At 72.4% G+C, this 20063-nt stretch carries 15 protein-coding genes; 3 read left to right on the plus strand and 12 right to left on the minus strand.

What is annotated here, in order from left to right:
- Window positions 1-21 precede the first annotated feature (21 nt).
- Window positions 22-1527 (plus strand): CoA-acylating methylmalonate-semialdehyde dehydrogenase, encoded by a 1506-nt coding sequence (locus tag ACK8HX_RS05545; protein ID WP_411939661.1) that lies wholly within the window; start codon window positions 22-24, stop codon window positions 1525-1527.
- A 115-nt stretch (window positions 1528-1642) separates the two neighbouring features.
- Here the strand turns inward: ACK8HX_RS05545 and ACK8HX_RS05550 are convergent, their stop codons facing one another.
- The 12 genes from ACK8HX_RS05550 to ACK8HX_RS05605 all read right to left on the minus strand — a co-directional run bounded on the left by ACK8HX_RS05550 (window position 1643) and on the right by ACK8HX_RS05605 (window position 14987).
- Window positions 1643-2827 carry a phytanoyl-CoA dioxygenase family protein gene (locus ACK8HX_RS05550; RefSeq protein WP_411939662.1) on the minus strand — a complete coding sequence of 395 codons (1185 nt, stop codon included), beginning with the start codon at window positions 2825-2827 and terminating at the stop codon, window positions 1643-1645.
- Between the two features lie 109 nt (window positions 2828-2936).
- Entirely contained in the window at window positions 2937-3542 is a 606-nt protein-coding gene (locus ACK8HX_RS05555) for a CAP domain-containing protein (protein ID WP_411939663.1), read from the minus strand.
- A 127-nt stretch (window positions 3543-3669) separates the two neighbouring features.
- Window positions 3670-4968: a fatty acid desaturase family protein gene (locus ACK8HX_RS05560; protein WP_411939664.1), complete on the minus strand. Its 1299-nt coding sequence runs from the start codon at window positions 4966-4968 to the stop codon at window positions 3670-3672.
- 51 nt (window positions 4969-5019) lie between these two features.
- Window positions 5020-6180, minus strand: a complete 1161-nt coding sequence (locus tag ACK8HX_RS05565; RefSeq protein ID WP_411939665.1) for a ferredoxin reductase — start codon at window positions 6178-6180, stop codon at window positions 5020-5022.
- Window positions 6181-6349: 169 nt separating this feature from the next.
- A complete protein-coding gene (locus ACK8HX_RS05570) occupies window positions 6350-8029 on the minus strand; it encodes an ABC transporter ATP-binding protein (RefSeq protein ID WP_411939666.1) in 1680 nt (559 codons plus the stop codon).
- Complete coding sequence (locus ACK8HX_RS05575; RefSeq protein ID WP_411939667.1) at window positions 8029-9069, minus strand: ABC transporter permease; 1041 nt, start codon at window positions 9067-9069, stop codon at window positions 8029-8031. Before ACK8HX_RS05575 ends, ACK8HX_RS05570 begins: the two co-directional genes overlap by 1 nt.
- A 1-nt stretch (window position 9070) precedes the next feature.
- Complete coding sequence (locus tag ACK8HX_RS05580; RefSeq protein WP_411939668.1) at window positions 9071-10216, minus strand: ABC transporter permease; 1146 nt, start codon at window positions 10214-10216, stop codon at window positions 9071-9073.
- A gap of 167 nt (window positions 10217-10383) precedes the next feature.
- Complete coding sequence (locus ACK8HX_RS05585; protein WP_411939669.1) at window positions 10384-11475, minus strand: BMP family ABC transporter substrate-binding protein; 1092 nt, start codon at window positions 11473-11475, stop codon at window positions 10384-10386.
- A 146-nt stretch (window positions 11476-11621) separates the two neighbouring features.
- On the minus strand, window positions 11622-12374 hold the full coding sequence (locus ACK8HX_RS05590) for an SDR family NAD(P)-dependent oxidoreductase (RefSeq protein ID WP_411939670.1): 753 nt from the start codon (window positions 12372-12374) through the stop codon (window positions 11622-11624).
- Window positions 12371-12850: a cupin domain-containing protein gene (locus ACK8HX_RS05595; protein ID WP_411939671.1), complete on the minus strand. Its 480-nt coding sequence runs from the start codon at window positions 12848-12850 to the stop codon at window positions 12371-12373. The genes ACK8HX_RS05590 and ACK8HX_RS05595 overlap by 4 nt, the downstream gene beginning before the upstream one ends.
- Window positions 12847-14205 (minus strand): amidohydrolase family protein, encoded by a 1359-nt coding sequence (locus tag ACK8HX_RS05600; protein ID WP_411939672.1) that lies wholly within the window; start codon window positions 14203-14205, stop codon window positions 12847-12849. The genes ACK8HX_RS05595 and ACK8HX_RS05600 overlap by 4 nt, the downstream gene beginning before the upstream one ends.
- Window positions 14202-14987, minus strand: a complete 786-nt coding sequence (locus ACK8HX_RS05605; protein WP_411939673.1) for an S-methyl-5'-thioinosine phosphorylase — start codon at window positions 14985-14987, stop codon at window positions 14202-14204. Before ACK8HX_RS05605 ends, ACK8HX_RS05600 begins: the two co-directional genes overlap by 4 nt.
- A gap of 80 nt (window positions 14988-15067) precedes the next feature.
- Between ACK8HX_RS05605 and ACK8HX_RS05610 the strand changes: the two genes are divergently transcribed.
- Both ACK8HX_RS05610 and ACK8HX_RS05615 read left to right on the plus strand, forming a co-directional pair.
- Complete coding sequence (locus tag ACK8HX_RS05610) at window positions 15068-16600, plus strand: gamma-glutamyltransferase (RefSeq protein WP_411939674.1); 1533 nt, start codon at window positions 15068-15070, stop codon at window positions 16598-16600.
- Between the two features lie 182 nt (window positions 16601-16782).
- Complete coding sequence (locus tag ACK8HX_RS05615; RefSeq protein ID WP_411939675.1) at window positions 16783-20040, plus strand: S8 family serine peptidase; 3258 nt, start codon at window positions 16783-16785, stop codon at window positions 20038-20040.
- Window positions 20041-20063: the final 23 nt, after the last annotated feature.

Below are 20063 nucleotides of genomic sequence, written 5' to 3' on the forward strand. Positions count from 1 at the left end.
GCACGACAAGGACCGATAGCCGTGAGCACGACCCCCACCCGCATCACCCACCTCCTGAACGGGGCCCCGTGGGACGGCACCGCCGACCGCACGAGCCCGGTGTTCAACCCCGCGACCGGCGAGCAGACCGGCGTCCTCGACCTCGCCTCCGCCGCGCTCGTCGACGAGGTCGTGACGACGGCCAAGGCGGCCTGGGCCGCCGAGTGGGGCAACGTCTCGCTCGCCAGGCGAACCCAGGTCCTCTTCCGCTTCCGTGAGCTGCTCAACGAGCGGAAGGAGGAGATCGCCGCCCTCATCACGGCCGAGCACGGCAAGGTCCTCTCCGACGCGGTCGGCGAGGTGACCCGCGGCCTCGAGGTCGCCGAGTTCGCCTGCGGGATCCCGCACCTGCTCAAGGGCGGCTTCACCGAGAACGCCTCGACGAAGGTCGACGTCTACTCGATCCGCCAGAGCCTGGGTGTCGTGGCCGTCATCAGCCCGTTCAACTTCCCGGCGATGGTGCCGCTCTGGTTCGTGCCGGTCGCGATCGCGTGCGGCAACGCGGTCGTCATCAAGCCGTCCGAGAAGGACCCGTCGGCCGTCAACGCCGTCGCCGCCCTCTGGAAGGAGGCCGGCCTGCCCGACGGCGTCCTCTCCGTCGTCCACGGTGACAAGGAGGCCGTCGACGCCCTCCTCACCCACCCCGACGTCAAGGCCGTCTCCTTCGTCGGCTCGACCCCGATCGCCAGGTACGTCTACGAGACCGGCACGGCGCACGGCAAGCGCGTGCAGGCGCTGGGCGGCGCGAAGAACCACATGATCGTCCTCCCCGACGCCGACCTCGACCTCGCGGCGGACGCCGCCGTCAACGCCGGCTTCGGCTCGGCCGGCGAGCGGTGCATGGCGATCTCGGCGCTCGTGGCCCTCGAGCCGATCGCCGACGAGCTCGTCGAGAAGATCAAGGACCGGATGGGCAAGCTCGTCACCGGCGACGGCACCCGCGGCTGCGACATGGGCCCGCTCGTCACCGCCCAGCACCGCGACAAGGTCGCCTCCTACCTCGACGCGGGCGTCGAGGCGGGCGCGACCCTCGTCGTGGACGGCCGCGAGGGCGACGTCGACGCCGACGGCGAGGGCTACTTCCTCCGGCCGACGCTGTTCGACGACGTCACCAAGGAGATGTCGGTCTACACCGACGAGATCTTCGGTCCGGTGCTCTCGGTGCTGCGCGCGAAGACCTACGACGAGGCGCTCGACCTCATCAACTCCAACCCCTACGGCAACGGCACCGCGATCTTCACCAACGACGGCGGTGCCGCTCGGCGCTTCCAGAACGAGGTGGAGGTCGGGATGGTGGGCATCAACGTGCCGATCCCCGTGCCGATGGCCTACTACTCCTTCGGTGGGTGGAAGAACAGCCTCTTCGGCGACAGCCACGCCCACGGCATGGAGGGCGTGCACTTCTTCACCCGCGGCAAGGTCGTCACCTCGCGCTGGCTCGACCCGAGCCACGGCGGCCTCAACCTGGGCTTCCCCCAGAACGCCTGAGCGCGAACGTGGGTGAAGATCGTCGGCCGAGCGACGATCTTCACCCACGTCCGGTGACGGGTCGGACGAGCTGCTCGAGCCGAGGGTCGTCGACGTCGGGCTGCGGACCTCGGGCTCAGTGGCTGCGCTTGGCGAGGGCCACGGCGTCGAGCCGGGCGCCGAGCTCGGCGGGGGTGAGCCGCGCGGCGAGCGCCTCTCGGACGTGGTCGGCCTGGCTCGCGGGCGTCATCCCGTCCAGTGGAGGGTCGCGGTCGAGGTTGGTCGGGAAGGCGTACCCCTCGGCCGAGGCCGCCACGGCGTGGTCGAGGTGGGCGGGCGCCATCCCGGCCTCGGCGGCGGCGAGCAGCGCCGGGTAGACGGCCCGGACCACGCGGTCGCGGTCGACCGTCTCCATCGCCCGTCCGAACGCCGAGGAGATCTGCAGCAGGTTGGCGGTGCGGCGGACGTCGGTCGTGTGGTTCGAGCCCGCGGCGTGGAACAGGGCCGGGTTGAAGAAGACGGCGTCGCCCGTGCGCAGGGGCAGCTGGACGTGGTGGTCGACGAAGTGCGCCTGGAACTCCTCGAGCCAGTAGGCCAGGTAGCCGTGCGCGTACTTCTGGCTGTGGGGGAGGTAGAGGGTCGGGCCGGTCTCGACCGGCATGTCGCAGTGCGCGACGGCGCCTTGGAGGGTGAGCAGCGGCGAGACGTCGTGGACGCGTGCGGGGTAGCGGCCGGTGACCTCGGGTGACTGGAAGCCGAGGTGGTAGTCGCGGTGCACCGTCTGGCCGGCGCCGCCCGGGTTGACGACGTTGACCTGGCTGGTCACCTGGTAGCCCGGGCCGAGCCACGCCTCGGCAGCGAGGGCGAGCAGGTCGTTGGCGTAGTAGGCGACGAAGGCGTCGGGGTCGGCGACGGCGACCTTCTCCAGGGCGTTCCAGACGCGGTCGTTGGCGCCGGGCTGCGCGAAGTGGTCGCCCGCGGTGCGGCCGGCCGCCTTCTCGGCGGCGATGACCTCCTCGAAGACGGCGGTCACCCGGTCGACGACGGCCGGCTCGAACGCGCCGGCGAGGACGACGATCCCGGGGCCGTCGGCGAGGGCGCCCGCCAGCTCGGCCCGAAGCGCGTCGGCGGCCTCGGGGACGTCGAGCAGCGCTCGGACGCTCGCGGCCTCGTACACGAGGACGCCCTGCTCCACCCGGTCGGCGTGGGGGAAGGCGGTGGCGTCGGTCGGCTCGTCGAGGACGGCGAGGAGGTCCTCGAGGCGGCAGTCCTCCCGGCGCCGGAAGCCGGGCGTCGTCGTGCGTGCGGTGGTGCTGGTCACGGGGTCTGCTCCTCGGGGGCGTCGGTGGTCGTGCGGGGTCCCAGCATCCGCCCGTGGGCCGAGATCGACCAAGAGCCCGCGCGACGCCATCGGCGCCACGGGCCGACGGTCAGGTGCGGCCGAAGTCCTGGGTCCAGTACGTGCCGTAGGTGCCGCCCTTGCCGATGCCCACGCCGATGGCGCGGCTGGCGCAGTTGAGGATGTTGGCCCGGTGTCCGCTGCTGTTCATCCAAGCCGTCATGACGGCCGCGGGGGTCGAGTAGCCGGCGGCGATGTTCTCACCGCTGCCGGCGGTGTACCCCTGAGCCTGGATCCGCTGGATCCACGTGCGCCCGTCGAGCGAGGTGTGGCTGAAGTAGTCCTGGCGCGCCATGTCCTCGCTGTGCAGCCGCGCGGCCGTGGCGAGGCGGCTGTCGGAGCGCAGGGCCACGCAGCCCACCTTCGCGCGCTCGACGTTGACGAGCCGGACGACCTCGGCCGCGACCGGGTCTCCGGTCCGGGCGACGCGGACGCGCCCCCCGGGTGAGACCGCGGTCGTGCCGACCAGCCGCGTCGACGAGGGCGCCCAGCGCGGCGGGCCGTCGCCGGTGCCACGGGCGGGCGCGGCGCCGGCTGGCGAGGCGGTGGCACCGGTCGCGGCCAGCACGGCAGCCGCCAGGGCGGCGGCCGCGAGGAGGCGCGCGCGGGACGTCATCGGGACGGGGGAGGGGGTCATCACGGGTCCATCGGGGTCGGGCGGTCGGTGCACCCCTGCGGCGACGACGGTACGTGGCGGCGCCGCCCTCCCACCGTCGGATCGGGGAGGGCGGCGCCGTTCGGAGGAGACGGTCTGGCCGAAGGGCTCAGAAGCGGCCGAGCGACCTCTTGCGCCACGCCTTCTTGGCGGCGAGCCGGATGATGTCGCGGCGCCGGCGGCCCTCGACCTTGTTGGGGAGGGAGAGCTCGACGACCTTCCAGTACACCGACGCGGCCTGCTTGCCGAGCGACCCGGTGACGTACGGCAGGTCGTGGCGCTCCATGAGGTCGCGGACCCGCGGGGCGATCTCGGCGTAGCGGTTGCTCGGCATGTCCGGGAACAGGTGGTGCTCGATCTGGTGGCTGAGGTTGCCGGTCATGACGTGCATGGCCTTGGACCCGCTGATGTTCCCCGAACCGAGCATCTGGCGCAGGTACCACTCACCGCGCGTCTCGCCGTCGATCGAGGTCTTCTCGAAGGTCGCGATGCCGGGCGGGAAGTGGCCGCAGATGATGACGGTGTTCGTCCACACGTTGCGCACGAGGTTGGCGACGAGGTTCGCGGTGAGGGTCGTGCGGGCCGAGCCGGTGACGGCCGACAGGGCCGGGTGGACGACGTAGTCCTTGGTGGCCTGGCGCTTGATCTTCGCGACGACCTCCTTGGCGTCGGCGTGGAACTTCGCCTTCTCCTCCTCGCTCATCCGGTGCTTCTTGGCGAGGTAGCCGCCGAGCTCGAGGTCGTAGGCGGCGATCGAGTACTCGAAGAGCAGGGCGTTGCCCACGTGCCAGATCGGCTGGAAGAGGTAGAACAGGCTCCACCGCTGGTCCTCGTCGACCCGCAGGATGCCGTAGCCGAGGTCGTTGTCGCGGCCGAGGACGTTGGTGAACGTGTGGTGGATCTCGTTGTGGCTGTGCTTCCACTGCGAGCTGGGCGAGGCGTTGTCCCACTCCCACGCGGTCGAGTGGATCTTCGGGTCACGCATCCAGTCCCACTGGCCGTGCATGACGTTGTGGCCGATCTCCATGTTCTCGAGGATCTTGGCGACCGACAGGCCGGCCGTGCCGATCCACCAGGCCGGGCGGACGCCCTTGACCTTGACGTTGCTGAAGAGGAGGACGGCGCGCGAGCCCATCTCGAGGTAGCGCTGGGCCTTGATGACCTTGCGGATGTAGGCGGCGTCCCGGGCACCGCGGCTGTCCATGACCTCCTTGCGCAGGGCGTCGAGCTCGTGGCCGATGCCCTCGATCTGCTCGGGGGTCAGGTGCGCGGCGGGGTTGGGCCGGCCGGACTTCTTCAGGGCGGGACGCTGCGGGCGCGGGGCGTCGGACTCCACGCGCAGGCGGGGGTTGATGCCCTGCGGCTTCGTGGAGCCGTGGGCCGGGGTGCGCTCGGGGGCGAGGGTCATGGTGACGTCCTTCCGGTGGTGGTCGGGCGGGTCGGTCGCTGTCGGGGTCGGTCAGAGCTCGAGGTGGCAGGAGCCGGCGGCGGCGTTGACGCAGGTCTGGACGGGCAGGGTCGCGTCGTCCTCGACGACGGTGACCTCGCCGGTGCGCAGGTCGCGGACGGCGCCGGACCGCATGGTGACGACGCAGCCGAAGCAGATGCCCATGCGGCACCCGCTCGGCATGAGGACGCCGGCCTCCTCGCCGGCGTCGAGGATCGGGGTCGCGCCGTCGGCCTCGACGACGCGGTCGCTGCGCAGGAAGGTCACGGTGCCGCCCTCGCCCGCCTCGACGACGGTGGGGCGGAAGCGCTCGGTGTGCAGGCGGTCGGCGACGCCGGCGGCCTCCCAGTGCGCCTCGGCGGCGTCGAGCAGGCCGGTGGGCCCGCACAGCCAGGTCTCGCGCTCGCGCCAGTCGGGGACCAGGGCGTCGAGGCGGGAGAGGTGGAGGACGCCGTCGTCCTCGTCGACGTTGAGGCGCAGGTCGAGGCGGCCGGTGGCGGCGTGCTCGAGCAGCTCGTCGGCGAAGATGACGTCGGCGGCGGTGGGCGCGCAGTGGACGTGGGCGACGTCCTCGAGCTCGTCAAGGTGGTTGCGCAGCATCCCCATGACGGGCGTGACGCCGCTGCCGGCGGTGAGAAAGAGGACCTTCGCCGGCGCGGGGGTCGGGAGGGTGAAGTCGCCCGTCGCCTGGTCGAGCATGACGAGGGTGCCGGGGGCGGTGTTGCGGACGAGGTGGGTGCTGACCTTGCCCCCCGGGATCGCCTTGGTCGTGATGGCGATGCAGCCGGCCGGAATGCCCGCGGCGGGCGAGCCGTCGGCGCGGTGGGTGAGGCTGTACGCGCGCCAGTGGCGCACGCCCTCGATGTCGACGCCGATGCGCACGTACTGACCGGGGACGTGCCCGAGCCAGCCGCGCCCGGGACGGATGACGACGGTCGCGGCGTCGGCGGTCTCGGGGCGGACCTCGACGATGCGGCCGCGCAGGTCGGCGCCGGCGCGCATCGGGTCGATGAGGTCCAGGTAGTCGCTGGGGACCAGCGGGGTGGCGAGGAGCTCGGCCACCCGGCGGGCGCCGCGCAGGGCCCCGCCCAGGGGGCCGGGGGTGTGCGCCCCGAGCCGCGCGCGCGGCGCCGGGGGCGTCGTGGTCGGTCGGTCGATGGAAGGTGCGCTCACATACGCGAGCGTAACCTACGTTTCCGTAACTTACGCAAACGTAACCAAGTCTCTTCTCAGGACGAGGGAACTTTTTCGCCTGATGCCGGAACCTTCGGCGGGGCACCCCGAATGTCGGGGTGCCCCACCGAACCTTCTGGCATCAGGCGGGAAAGTTGAGGCGAGGGGGTCAGTGGTCGCCGGCCATGAGGCGGCCGATCTCGGTGCGGTCGGCCCCCTTGCCGGGCATCTCGGCGACGACCGTGCCGCCGTGGACGACGGCGATCCGGTCCGACAGCGAGAGGATCTCGTCGAGCTCGGCCGAGACGAGGAGGACGGCCGCCCCCGCGTCGCGCGCCTCGACGATCCGCCGGTGGATGAACTCGATCGACCCGACGTCGACACCACGGGTCGGCTGGGCCGCCATGAGCAGGCGCGGCTTGAACGACATCTCCCGCGCGACGACGACCTTCTGCTTGTTGCCGCCCGAGAGCGACCCCGCCGACTGCCCGACGCCCGAGGACCTGATGTCGAACTCGGTGCGCAGCGCCTCGGCGTTCTCGCGGACCGCGTCGAACTGGCGCACGCCGTTCCTCGAGTACGGCGGCTGGTCGAACTCGTTGAGGACGAGGTTGTCGGCGATCGAGTACGACGCGACGAGCCCGTGCTTCTCCCGGTCCTCGGGCACGTGCCCGACGCCCGCGTGGTGCGTCTGGTGAGGGTTGGCCCGGGTGAGGTCGAGGTCGCCCAGGCGCATCGACCCGGACACGACCTTGCGCATCCCGGCGAGGGCCTCGACGAGCTCGCGCTGCCCGTTGCCCTCGACGCCGGCGACCCCGACGATCTCCCCGGCCCGGACCTCGAGGGAGAACCCGTTGACGGCCCCGAGGTCGCGGTCGTCCTTGACGTGGAGGTCGTCGATCGACAGGACGGTCTCGCCCGGCGAGGCGTCGGTCTTGTCGACGGACAGGACGACCTCGCGCCCGACCATCATCGTCGCGAGGCCGCGGGCGTCGGTGTCCTTGGTGGCGACCTCGCCGACGACCGCGCCCTGGCGCAGGACGTAGACGCGGTCGGCCACGGCGAGCACCTCACGGAGCTTGTGGGTGATGAAGACGATCGACGTCCCGGAGTTCGCGAGCTCCTTCATCACCGCGAGCAGCTCGTCGGTCTCCTGCGGGGTCAGCACCGCGGTCGGCTCGTCGAGGATGAGGAGGTCGACCTTGCGCGAGAGGGCCTTGAGGATCTCGACGCGCTGCTGCGTGCCGACGGGGAGGTCCTCGACCTCGGTGTCCGGGTCGACGGAGAGCCCGTGCTTGGCGGACAGCGTCCGGACCATCTCGCGTGCGGCCGCGAGGTCGAGGACCTGGCCGCCCTTGACCGGCTCGTGCCCGAGCACCATGTTCTCGGCGACGGTCATGACGGGCACGAGCTGGAAGTGCTGGTGCACCATCCCGATGCCGCGGAGGATCGCGTCGCGCGGGTCCTTGATGGCCGTCGCGTCGCCCTTGATCGTCACCGTCCCGCTGTCGGGCGTGATGAGCCCGAAGATCTGGTTCACCAGTGTCGACTTGCCGGCGCCGTTCTCGCCGAGCAGCGCGACGATCTCACCGCGACGCACGTGGAGGGTGATGTCGCGGTTGGCCCTGACCGGACCGAACGACTTCGACAGGCCCTCGATGTCGAGCAGCACCTCGCCGACGTTGCCCTCACCGAAGCCGGACTGCTCCGGCGGCAGCTCGAGGATCGCCTCGTTGGTCACCACGGCGGCGAGGTGCTCCTCGCTCGTGTCGAGGTGCGCCGCGACCGCGGCCTCGGGGTCCTGGTGGACGTCGGGGACCGCGGGCCCGTCGGGGGTCTGGTTGCTCATCACTGGTCCTTCTTCACGTAGGGCTGCCCGACCGCACCCGGCGCCCGGACCCGGCCGGCGGCGACCGCGAGGACGACGAGGGTGGCGACGTAGGGCAACGTCCCGAGGATCTGCGGGGCGGTGACCATGGAGGCGATGCCGTGGAAGAACCCGCTCCCCTCCTCCTGGCCGAGCCCGGACTGCTGCAGCTGGGAGGCCACCGCGTTGACGAAGCCGAAGAACAGCGCCATCGCGAACGCGCGCAGCGGGCGCCACGCACCCATGATCATGATGGCGAGGGCGAGGAAGCCGCGGCCGGCGGTGATGCCGCGCTCGAAGGAGCTCGACGCGTCCATCGACAGGTAGACGCCCGCGAGCCCGGCCAGCGACCCGGCGAGGGTGACGTTGAGCATCCGCAGCCGCTCGACGTTGATGCCGGCGGTGTCGGCCGCCGAGGGGTACTCGCCGACCGCGCGGGTCCGCAGGCCCCACCGGGTGTGGAACAGGCCCAGGTGCACGACGACCGCCGCGATGATCGCGACGAGGGCGATGACGCTGCGCCCGCTGAAGAACGTCTCGCCGAGGAGCGGGATCTCCTTGAGCACCGGGATGTCGAGGTTCGGGATGACCCCGGGGAGGATCTCGCCCGACACGAGGTAGAAGGAGGTCAGGCCGGTGGCGATGATGTTGAGGACGACACCGGCGATGATCTGGTCCATCCGCCAGCGGACCGTCGTCCACGCGAGGAAGCCGCCGGCGATGAGGCCGGTGCCGATGCCGGCGAGGACGCCGACGACCATCGACCCGCTGAACGCGGCGGCGAAGAAGCCGGCGAACGCGGCGAGGATCATCTGGCCCTCGATGCCGATGTTCACCACGCCGGAGCGCTCGCCGATGACGCCGACGAGGGCGGCGAGGACGAGGGGGATGGCGTACCCCCACGCGGCGCCGTACATCGACGGGGCGATGTCGTTCTTGAGGAAGTAGAAGGCGTAGGCGGCGACGAGGACGGCGCCGGTGACGGCGAGCGTCGTGCGGTTCTTGGCGACCCAGGACCCCATGTCAGCTCCCCCAGCTCGAGGTGGACACGGACACCTTGTCGGAGCGGCTGCGGAAGAGCCACTTGCCGAGGATGGGGATCGAGACCATGAGCAGGATGATCGCGAGGAGGACGTCGACGATCTCGGGTGCGATGCCGGTGTTGAACTGCAGGCCGGCGGCACCGGTGCGCAGGATCCCGACGAGGACCGCCGCGGGGATCGTCGCGAGCGGGTTGGCCCGGGCGAGCAGGGCGATGGTGATGCCGTCGAAGCCGAGCGTCCCGACGATGGCCGGCTCGTAGCGGTGCAGCGTGCCCTCGGCCTCGAGCGCACCACCGAGCCCGGCGAGCCCGGCGCCGAGCGCCATCGAGAGGATGACGATGCGGTTGATCGGGATCCCCGCGTAGCCGGCCGCGGCCTTGTTGGCGCCGACGGTGTTGAACTTGAAGCCGAGTGTCGTCCTCGACAGCATCCACCAGCACAGCACCGCGAGCGCGACGGCGATGACGAAGCCGATGGGGATGCCGACGACGGCACCGATGCGGGCGCCCTCGGGGATCTCCTCGGTCTGCGGGATGCCGCTGGTCTTCGACGACTCGGCCTCGAGGGGGCCGCTGACGACGAGCCAGAACGTCACGCCGGCGACGATGTAGTTGAGCATGATCGTCGAGATGACCTCGTGGACCCCGCGCCACGCCTTGAGGACGCCGACGATCCAGCCGACGAACGCCCCGAACACCAGGCCCACGACCATCCCGAGGACCGCGCCGAGGACACCGGCGCCCCCGGCGAGGTAGGCGACCCAGGCGCCCATGATCGCCCCGGTGGCGAACTGGCCCTGACCGCCGATGTTGAACAGCCCGACGCGCAGCGGGAGGACGACCGCGAGCCCGGTGAGGACGAGCGGGGCCGTCTTCTGCAGGGTCCGGGTGAAGGCGCCGTCGACGACGAGCGCCTCGCGGACCAGCGTCTCGTAGGCGAACCAGGGGTTCACCCCTTGGTAGCGGATGAGCGCGGCACCGATGGCCAGCGAGATGACGAGGGCGACGACGATGACGACGGCGCTCTGGTGACCGATGAGGTAGGCGAGAAGCCCTCCGCGGTCCTGCTCCTGCGGAGGTGGGCTCGTCGGGGGTGGTGTCTTCTGCGCCGTGCTGGTCTCGGACATGGGTCTCCAATGGCTCGGGTGCCCACAGTCTGGCCCGGCGTGGCGGTGGGCGGTAGGGGTGCAGGCGGGGGGCGAAGCGAAGGGGCGGGCATCCGGTTCAAGGGATGCCCGCCCCCTCGAGGGTCAGGCGCTGGTCGTGGCGCTCACGCGCCGGTGGCCGACAGGCGTCAGAGCGTGACGCCGGTCTTCAGCGTGCCCGCCTCCATCTGCTTGACGATCTCCTCGACCTTGGTCTTCACGTCGGCCGGGATGACCGAGTCGAAGTCGTGGTACGGCGCGAGACCGGCCTTGCCCATGGTCGTCGTGCCCTCGAAGTCGCCGTCCTTGCCGGCGAGGATCGTCGTGGTGACGCCCTCGGTGATGAGCTTCATCGCCGAGGTGATGAGGCACGGCTGCGCGGCCGGGACGGTGTCCCACTGGTCGGTGTCGACACCGATGCAGAACTTCTCGGTGCCGGCGCCGGACGCCTTCGCGACCTCCTGCAGCGCCCCGTTGCCGGTGTTGCCGCCGGCGCCGAAGATGATGTCGGCACCCTGGGCGAGCTGCTTCTTGGCCTCGCCGGCGCCCCACACCGGGTCGTTGAAGGCGTTGTCGCCGGCGGGGTGGTAGACGGTGGTGACCGAGACGCTCGGGTTGGCCGCCTTGGCGCCGGCCTCGAAGCCCTTCGCGAACTTCTGGACCGGCGGGATCTCGAGACCGAGGACCTGGCCGAGCTTGTTGGTCTTGGTCATCAGGCCCGCGAGGTAGCCGGCGCCGTAGCCCGCCTGGTCCTCGGGGAAGAGGATGCCGGTGACGTTCTTCTCGGTGACCTTCGCCGGGTCGAAGAACTGGTCGACGCCGATGAACTTCGTCGTGGGGGTGCCCTTGGCGGCGGTCGCGGTGGCGTCGGTCATGAGGAAGCCGACCGTGACGACGACGTCGTACTTCTTGTTGGTGAACTGCGCCATGTTCGCGGCGTAGTCCTTGGCGTCCTGGGTCTCGACGTACTTGTAGAAGCCCTTCGCCTGCTCGGCGGCGGCCATCGCGCCCTCGTGGGCCGACTGGTTGAACGACTTGTCGTCGACCTTGCCGGTGTCGGTGACGAGGCCGATGCAGAAGACGGCGGCGTCGGCGCAGTTGCTGTCGTCGGTCGGTGCGCCGGAGGCGGCCGAACCGGAGGCGGTGCTGCCACCGCCGGAGGTGCCGGTGCTACCGCCACAGCCGGCCAGTGCCAGCGCCAGCATGGCCGGCACGGCGACCAGGGTACGGGTGGACTTCATGAAGCTTCTCCTCGAAGGTCGGGTCAGACGTGCAGATGTTAAGGCCCATCGGGGGTCGCACGACCGAGGCCCCGAGTGTCGTTGCCGGGTTGTGACCTGCTCCAGAGGGCGCCCTGACGGAATGTGTGCCTCCCGACTGGCGAGAGTCACCAACCGGGGCCGGAGGACCACCCGGCGTCGACGGGGAGGACGGTGCCCGTGATGCCCGATGCGGCGGGTGAGGCGAGGAAGGCGACGACCGCCGCTACCTCGAGGGGGAGGACGGGGCGCCCCAGCGCCGAGGCGGCGCGCCAGCGCGCGACCCCGTCGGGCCAGTCGTCCTCGAGGCCCGGCCGGTCGACGAGCCCGGGGGCCACGCCGACGACCCGGACGGCGCGCGGCCCGAGGGCGTGGGCGGCGCTCCCGACGAGGTGGTGCAGGGCCGCCTTGGCGGCGCCGTAGGCCGTGCCGGCGCCGGTGGCCCGCAGTCCCTCCACCGAGCCGACGGCGACGAGCACCCCGCCGTCGGTCATCCGCGCGGCCGCCCGGTGCAGCAGGGCCGCGGTCGGGCGCAGGCCCCCGACGAGGTGGGTGTCCCAGGTGGCCGTGTCGAGGTCGTCCCACGCCACGTGGTCCTGCGGCGCGGCGTTGAGGACGACGACGTCGGGGACGCCGACCGCGCGGGCGCACCGGTCGAGGAGGTCCTCGACCGCGGCGTCGAGCGCCGCCGCGTCCCCGACGGCGAGGTCGGCGTGCAGGGCGACGGCCCGGGTGCCGGCGTGCTCGGCCCGCGCGACGGTGCGGGCCGCGCCCTCCTCGTCGCCGCGGTAGTGGACGGCGACGTCGTGGCCGGCCGCCGCGAGGGCCACGGCGACCGCCGCACCGAGCCCGCCGCTGGCGCCGGTGACGAGGGCGGTCACGACCTCATCCGGCCGACCGGCTCGTCGCGGGTGAGGGCCGCGATCTCCTTGGCGTACGAGGGGTAGCCGGCGGTCAGCAGGTCGCGGTCGCCGAGCTCGAAGTGCTCGGGCCGGAACGCCGGTGAGCACCAGCAGGACAGGAGGGTCCACGCGCCGAGGCTCGAGGCGCCCATCCACGTGCCGCGCCGGACGAGGAACTGGCTGCGGGTCGCGTCGACGTAGTTGAGGACGCCGGACCCGCCGGGCCGCAGCCGCAGCAGGGCGGCCGGGGCGCCGCCCAGCCACTGCCAGCCCTCGTCGATCGTCAGCCGGTGCATCGCCGAGAAGCCGTCGGGCTGGTCGGTGAGGAGCACCGTGATCGCGTTGATCGCCTGGGTACGGGGCCCGGCGACGAACCAGGCGCCCTCCTCCGGGATCGGCTGCATCTCCAGTGCCCTGATGACCTCCGCGGCCGGGGTGTCGACGGGAAAGGTCATGCCCGCACCCCCTCGGCGGCGGCGCCCGCGACGGCGGCGCGGTCGCGGGCCCGGGCGAGGAGGTCTGCCGTGTCGACCCGGGTGCTGCGCCGGTCGCGGACGACGACCTCGCCGTCGACGAGGACGTCGGTGACGTCGCCCCGCCCCGCGGCGAAGACGAGGAGCGCCGCGACGTCGTGCACCGGCGTCAGGTGCGGGGCCGCGAGGTCGAGCAGGACCAGGTCGGCCCGCTTGCCGACCTCCACCGAGCCGATCTCGTCGCCCAGGCCGAGCGCCCGCGCCCCCTCGATCGTCGCCGCGCGGAGCACCTCGTGGGCGCTCGCGACGTCCGGCCGGCCACTTGTGAGGCGGGCGAGGAGGGCGGCCTGCCGCATCGCCTGCCACATGTCGAGGTCGTTGCTGCTCGAGCACCCGTCGGTCCCGAGGCCGATCCGGACACCGGTGTGCGAGTAGTCGCCCCAGCGCAACGCGCCGCTCGCCAGCTTGAGGTTGGACCCGGGGCAGTGGGCGACGGCGGTGCGTCCCAGGGCGAGGAGGTCGCGGTCGGTGTCGCTGAGGTGGACGCCGTGCCCGAGGACGAGCGGGAGGTCCGGCTCGACCCAGCCGCTGCGGGCGAGCAGCTCGGTCGGCGTGGCGTCGTAGCGCTCGCGGACACCGGCGTTCTCGGCCTCGTTCTCCGACACGTGCGTCGTGAGCAGGCCGGCCCGGTCGCCGTCGGCGAGCAGCTCGCGCAGGACGGCGACGACCTCCGCGAACCCTTCGGGGGGACAGGTGTACGTGGCGTGCGGGGCGGCGACGAGGGGGACGGCCGGCCCGCCGATGGCGTCGAGGACGCCCGGCCACGCCCGCAGGCCCGCGAGGCGCTCCTGCCAGGCGAGGCCGTCCGGGCCCGGCCCCTCGAAGAACACCGGACCGATGACGTGCCGGCTCCCGGCCGCCACGGCGCCGCGGTGGGTCGCCTCGTGGTGGAAGTACATGTCGAGCTGCGTCGTGCACCCGCCGAGCAGGCTCTCGAGCGCGCCGAGCGTGGCCCCGAGCTCGACGGTGTCCGGGTCCATCACCGCGCCCTCGGCCGCCCAGACGCGGGCGAGGAAGCCCTGGAGGTCGACGTCCTCGGCGAGGCCGCGCAGCAGCGTCATCGGCAGGTGCGTGTGGAGGTTGACCAGGCCCGGCATCACCAGCCTGCCGCGTCCGTCGACGACGAGGGTGTCCGGTGCCTCCTCCGGGCCGGCGGCCGCGGGTCCGATGGCGGTGATGCGGCCGTTCTCGATGGTGATGGTCCGGTCGGCCAGGACGGTGTCGGTGTCGTCGACGGTGACGACGAGGGAGGCGTTCTCGATGACGACGCGGCTCATGCGTCGTCCCCGTCGTCGGGCGTGGTGAGGGTCGCGCGGGTGTGGACGAGCTCGTCGAGGATCGCGAGGACGTGGGCGGAGGACGCGGCGAGGGCGGCGTCGATCTCCTCCATGGTGATCGGTTCCTCGGCGTCCCCGACACCGGAGGCGGGGTTGACGACGAGCGAGATCGCGGCGTAGCGCAGCCCGAGCTCGGCGGCGAGGGTGACCTCGGGGACCCCGGTCATGCCCGCGACGTCCGCGCCTGCGAGGGCCGCCAGGCGGATCTCGGCGCGCGTCTCGAAGCGGGGGCCCTCGAAGCACGCGTACACGCCGCCGTCCCGGACCGGCCGCCCCGCGGCGGCCGCCGCCTCGAGCAGCTCGCGGCGGATCTCGGGGTGGTAGGGCGTGAGGACGTCCGTGTGGACGACCCCCTCGGGGGTCGTGCCGTCGAAGAAGGTGACGGCCCGCTGCCTGGTGAAGTCGAGGAAGTCGTCGAGGACGAGCAGGTCGCCCGCGGCGAGCTCCGGGTCGATGCTGCCGGTGACGTTGACGGCGACGACGTCCTGCACGCCGAGGTCGGCCAGGGCGCGGATGTTCGCGCGGTAGTTGACCAGGTGCGGCGGGACCGAGTGCCCCGCCCCGTGGCGGGTGAGGAAGACCACCGGGAGGCCGTGCCACGTCCCGGTCGTCACGGAGGCCTCGCCGTGCGCCGTGGACACCGTGCGGGCGGACGGCTCCTCGAGCGCCCCGAGGTCGTAGAACCCGGTGCCGGCGATGATGCCGAGGGGCTGACGCGTCATGCGCGCCAACGCTACCGGTCCCCGTGAGACGTCGGGTCGGCTCTGGGACGAGGTGCGGCGGCGGTGGCAGGATGCGGCGCATGGGTCGACGGGTCGCCATCGCCGCGACCGGACCGGTGTCCCTCGCCGCCGGCCGCGAGGTCGCCCGGGCCGGGGGCAACGCGGTCGACGTCGCCGTGGCCGCGATCCTCGCCGCCATGAGCACCGAGCCCGGCATGGTCTCCCTCGCGTCCGGGGCCTACGTCTCCGTGTGGCCCGCTGACGGTCCGCCGGTCGTCCTCGACGGCAACGTCGAGATGCCCGGTCGCGGGCTGCCCGCCGAGCGCTTCGGGGCTGGCGTCGAGGAGGTCACCACCGACTACGGCGGCGGCGTGACCCTCTGGGCCGGCCACGGGTCGGTCGCGACCCCCGGGGCCGTCACGGCCTGCGAGCTCGCCGTCGAGGAGCTCGGCACCCTGCCATGGGCCGACGTCGTCGCCCCGGCCGAGGCGGCCTGCCGCTCCGGGTACCCCATCGGCGCCGCGGCCTCGCGCTACCTCGGCTTCACGGCCCACGCCCTCTTCGGCCGGGATCCCGAGGCGCTCGCCGTCGTCACACGTGATGACGGGACCCCGGTGCAGCCCGGTGACGTCCGCACGAACGGGCCTCTCGCGGACGTCCTCTCGCTCGTGGGGCGCGAGGGCGCGTCCGTCCTCACGACGGGCGAGGTCGGGCGCGCGATGGTCGACGACATGGCGCGCAACGGCGGGCTCATCAGCCACCGCGACCTCGCCGAGTACACCCCGCTCGTCCGGCCGCCCGTGCGCCGGGCCGTCGGGGACTGGGACCTCGCGGTCAACCCGCCGCCCAGCGTCGGGGGGCCGATGCTCGCGGTGATGCTCGGCGAGCTGGCCGCTCGCGGGAACTTCGGATGGGACGACGTCATCGCCATCCAGCAGGCCGTTCTGCGCTACCGCGTGGACGTCCACGACGTCTCGCACGACCTCGACGCCGCGGGCCACGAGCTGCTCCTGTCGGTGGACCGGCACGGGCTCGCCGGCCTGCCCACGAGCGCCAGCACGGCGAACATCTCCGTCGTCGACGCCGACGGCACCGCGTGCACCGTCACCGCGTCGTGCGGCTACGGCGCGGGGATCACGGTGCCCGGCACCGGGATCCTGCTCAACAACGCCCTCGGTGAGCCCGAGCTCAACCGCCTCGGGCTGCACCGGCTCGCGCCCGGCACCCGCCTCGCCTCGAACATGGCGCCCACGACCGGACGCACCCGGGACGGCCGCGTCATCGCCATCGGCTCGCCGGGCGCCGACCGCATCACGACCGCCCTCATGCAGGTCCTCGGGCAGGGCTGCCTGCACGACGCCGACCTGCGGACCGCCATCGAGGCACCCCGGCTGCACGTGCGGGCCGCCCCCGACGGCACCACCGTCGTCGACCACGAGACCGACGCCGGGATCACCGAGGCCCTCCAGCGGGCCGGGCTGAGCGGCACCGACCACGGCGTCCTCCAGATGTTCTTCGGCGGCGTCGGTGCGGCCTACCGTCGCCAGGACGGCCTGCTCGAGGCCGCGGGCGACCCCAGGCGGGAGGCGGCGGTCGAGGTCGTCGACCTCTGACGCCCGGTCCTCGTGGACGGCGGGCGACGTTGGGGGAGAACGGCGCTCGCTCAGGTAGGTAAAGGAATGGTCAGAAATCGGTTCCGACCTCCCCTTTCGGCCTGTTTCCGTGATCCACTGACCCGGCTCCGGCCCGATCGACCGGGGCGCTCTCCCACCATCCGCTTGGACAGGATCCGCGAATGACACCACCGAACAGACGACGGGCACGCGTCGCCCTGGCCTCCCTGGCCGCCGCGACCGTGGCCGCGGGGGCGGTCTCCACGACCGCGTCGGCTGCCGAGCCCCGACAGACGGGCAAGGGCAGCATCAAGGCCCAGCAGAAGAAGGACAAGCTCGGGTCGCGCGACCGCGAGCTGCTCGCGAAGGCAGAGCGCAAGGGTGACAAGCGCGTGACCGTCATCCTCGCGACGCCGAAGGGCGAGGCGAAGCAGGCGGCTGCCGCCGTCCGCGCCGCCGGTGGCCTCACCGCCACGGTGAGCGACCGGTACGGCTACGTCAGCGCCAGCGTCCCGACCGACAAGGTCGACGCCGTCGCCAAGGCCGGCTCCGTGCTCGCCGTCGACCTCAACGAGTCGATCCCCCTGCCCCGGCCCGAGGCCGCGAGCGGCGAGGCCGAGGCCGCCGCCGCGCAGCCCGCGCCCGGCGCCGGCACCCCCGACGACAACCCGTACATGCCGACGCGCGACATCGGCTCGGTGGCGTTCAAGAAGGCCAACCCGGCCTGGGACGGCCGCGGGATCACCATCGGTGTCATCGACTCCGGCGTCGACCTCGACCACCCCGCGCTGCAGGAGACCACGACCGGCGAGCGCAAGATCGTCGACTGGGTCACCGGCACCCACCCGCTGCTCGAGAACGACGGCTCGTGGCGCGCCATGCTGACCTCGGTCACCGCGACGCCGACCTTCACCGCCTCCGGCCTCACCTGGACCGCACCCCGGTCGGGCACCTTCCGGTACAACCGCTTCAACGAGGCGATCACCGCTGCGAGCGAGCCCGCCGGTGACGTCAACCGCGACGGGGACAAGACCGACCTCTTCGGTGTCCTCTACGACGAGGCGAGCCACGACATCTGGGTCGACTCCAACCAGGACCGCACCTTCTCGGACGCCGAGCGGATGCGCCCGTACAAGGAGAACTTCGACATCGGTCACTTCGGGACCGACAACCCGGCGACCGCCATCGCCGAGTCGATGCCGTTCGTCGTGGAGTACAAGGAGGACATCGACCTCACGCCGGCCGGCCTCCCCGGCCAGAAGGCCGACTTCGTGAACATCGGCATCGTCGAGTCCGCCCACGGCACGCACGTCGCCGGCATCGCTGCGGGCCACGGCCTGTTCGGGGGCGACATGGACGGCCAGGCGCCCGGCGCGAAGGTCGTCTCGACCCGCGCCTGCTCGTGGGGCGGCGGCTGCACCGCGGTCGCGCTGACCGACGGCATGGTCGACCTCGTCGAGAACCGCGGCGTCGACGTCGTCAACATGTCGATCGGCGGTCTCCCGGCCCTCAACGACGGCAACAACGCCCGCGCCCGTCTCTACGACGCGCTCATCGACGGTGGCGTCCAGCTCGTCATCTCGGCCGGCAACAGCGGCCCGGGCATCAACACGATCGGTGACCCGTCGGTGGCCTCGAAGGTCATCAGCGTCGGCTCCTCGATCACCAAGGAGACCTGGCTGTCCAACTACGGCGCCGAGGTCTCGACCCCGCTGACCCTGCACAACTACTCCTCGCGCGGTCCGCGTGAGGACGGCGGGTTCAAGCCCAACGTCATGGCTCCGGGCTCGGCGATCTCCTCGGTCCCGACCTGGCAGCCGGGCGGTCCGGTCGCCGAGGCCGGCTACCCGCTGCCCCCGGGCTACGCGATGTTCAACGGCACCTCGATGGCCTCCCCGCAGACCGCGGGCGGCGTCGCGCTGCTGCTGTCGGCGGCCAAGGCCACCGGCGTCGACGTGACCCCGCGCCACATCCGCGACTCGCTCTACACCTCGGCGGACTTCGTCAAGGGTGTCGAGGCCATCGCGCAGGGCGCCGGCCAGGTCGACGTCCCCGGCGCGTGGGCGCTGCTGAAGAACAGGCCCGCCGCGCAGGACATCACGGTCGACGCGCCGGTCTGCACGCCGATCTCGGACTTCCTCGCGACGCCCGACCGCGGCACCGGCGTGTACAACCGCTGCGACGCCGCCAACGGCGGTCAGGTGTCCGGGGAGAGCAAGACCTACGTCGTCAAGGCGACCCGCACCAGCGGCGCCGGCGGCCGGGTCGCGCACGACCTGCGCCTCGTCGGCAACGACGGCACGTTCTCGCTTCCGGCGTCCAGCCGCCCCATGCCCAAGGGCGGGGCGGTCGACATCCCCGTCAAGGCGCTGACGAGCACCCCGGGTGCCCACTCGGCGATCCTCGAGATCGACGACCCGGCGACGCCGGTCGTCGACCAGCGGGTCCTGCTCACCGTGGTCCTCTCCCGGGACCTCGTCGCCCCGTCGTTCGCCCAGACCCAGTCGGGCACGGTGGAGCGCAACCTCACGAAGAAGCTCTTCGTGACGGTGCCGCAGGGCGCCAAGGCGCTCCAGGTCAACCTGTCCGGCATCGCCGGCAGCGACCAGGTCCGCTGGATCGCCGTCAACCCGTACGGCGTCCCCGTGGAGTCGACCAGCTCGCTGGCGTGCTTCACGAACTTCAGCGCCCCCAGCTGCAACAGCACCTCGCGTGCCTACGCGAACCCGCTGCCGGGCGTCTGGGAGCTGGAGATCGAGGCACGGCGCACGTCGCCGAGCCTGGTGAACCCGTACACGATCAAGGCCGCCGCCCAGGGCGTCACGGTCGACCCGGCGTCGCAGACGCTGCCGTCGGTCCAGGCGGGCGTCGCGACGCCGGTCTCGTGGACCGTCACCAACGACTTCGGCGACGTGTCGCTGTCGGCGCGTGGTGGCAGCCTCGGTTCCGCCCTGTCCGAGCGCAAGACGATCGGCAACCACGAGGTCAAGGAGTTCACGGTCGACGTCCCCGCGGGCGCCGAGCGGTTCACCGCGACGATCGGTCGCACCTCGGACCTCGGGGCCGACCTCGACCTGTTCGTCTACCGGGGCACGACCCTGGTGGGCCAGGCCGCGGACGGTGACTCGGAGGAGTCGGTCTCGCTCGCGAACCCCACCGCCGGCACCTACCGGGTCGTCGTCGACGGCTACGCGGTCCCGGCCGGGACGACGGAGTACGACTACCTCGACGTCTTCTTCTCCCCGGCACTCGGGACCCTCGCGGTCCCCGACACCGTCGTGGACCTCGCCGCCGGGGCGTCCACCCCGGTGACGGGCACCGTCACGGCCAAGGTCGCCCCGGCGGCCGGACGCCAGCTGTTCGGTGAGATGCGCGTCGTCTCGACCGCGGGTGCCGTCCTCGGCACCGGTGCGGTCATCGTCGGCGGCGTCACGCCGTAACGCTCCACCGCTCCACCACCGGA

The sequence above is a fragment of the Oryzobacter faecalis genome, from assembly GCF_046764005.1.
GTDB lineage: Bacteria > Actinomycetota > Actinomycetes > Actinomycetales > Dermatophilaceae > Oryzobacter > Oryzobacter faecalis.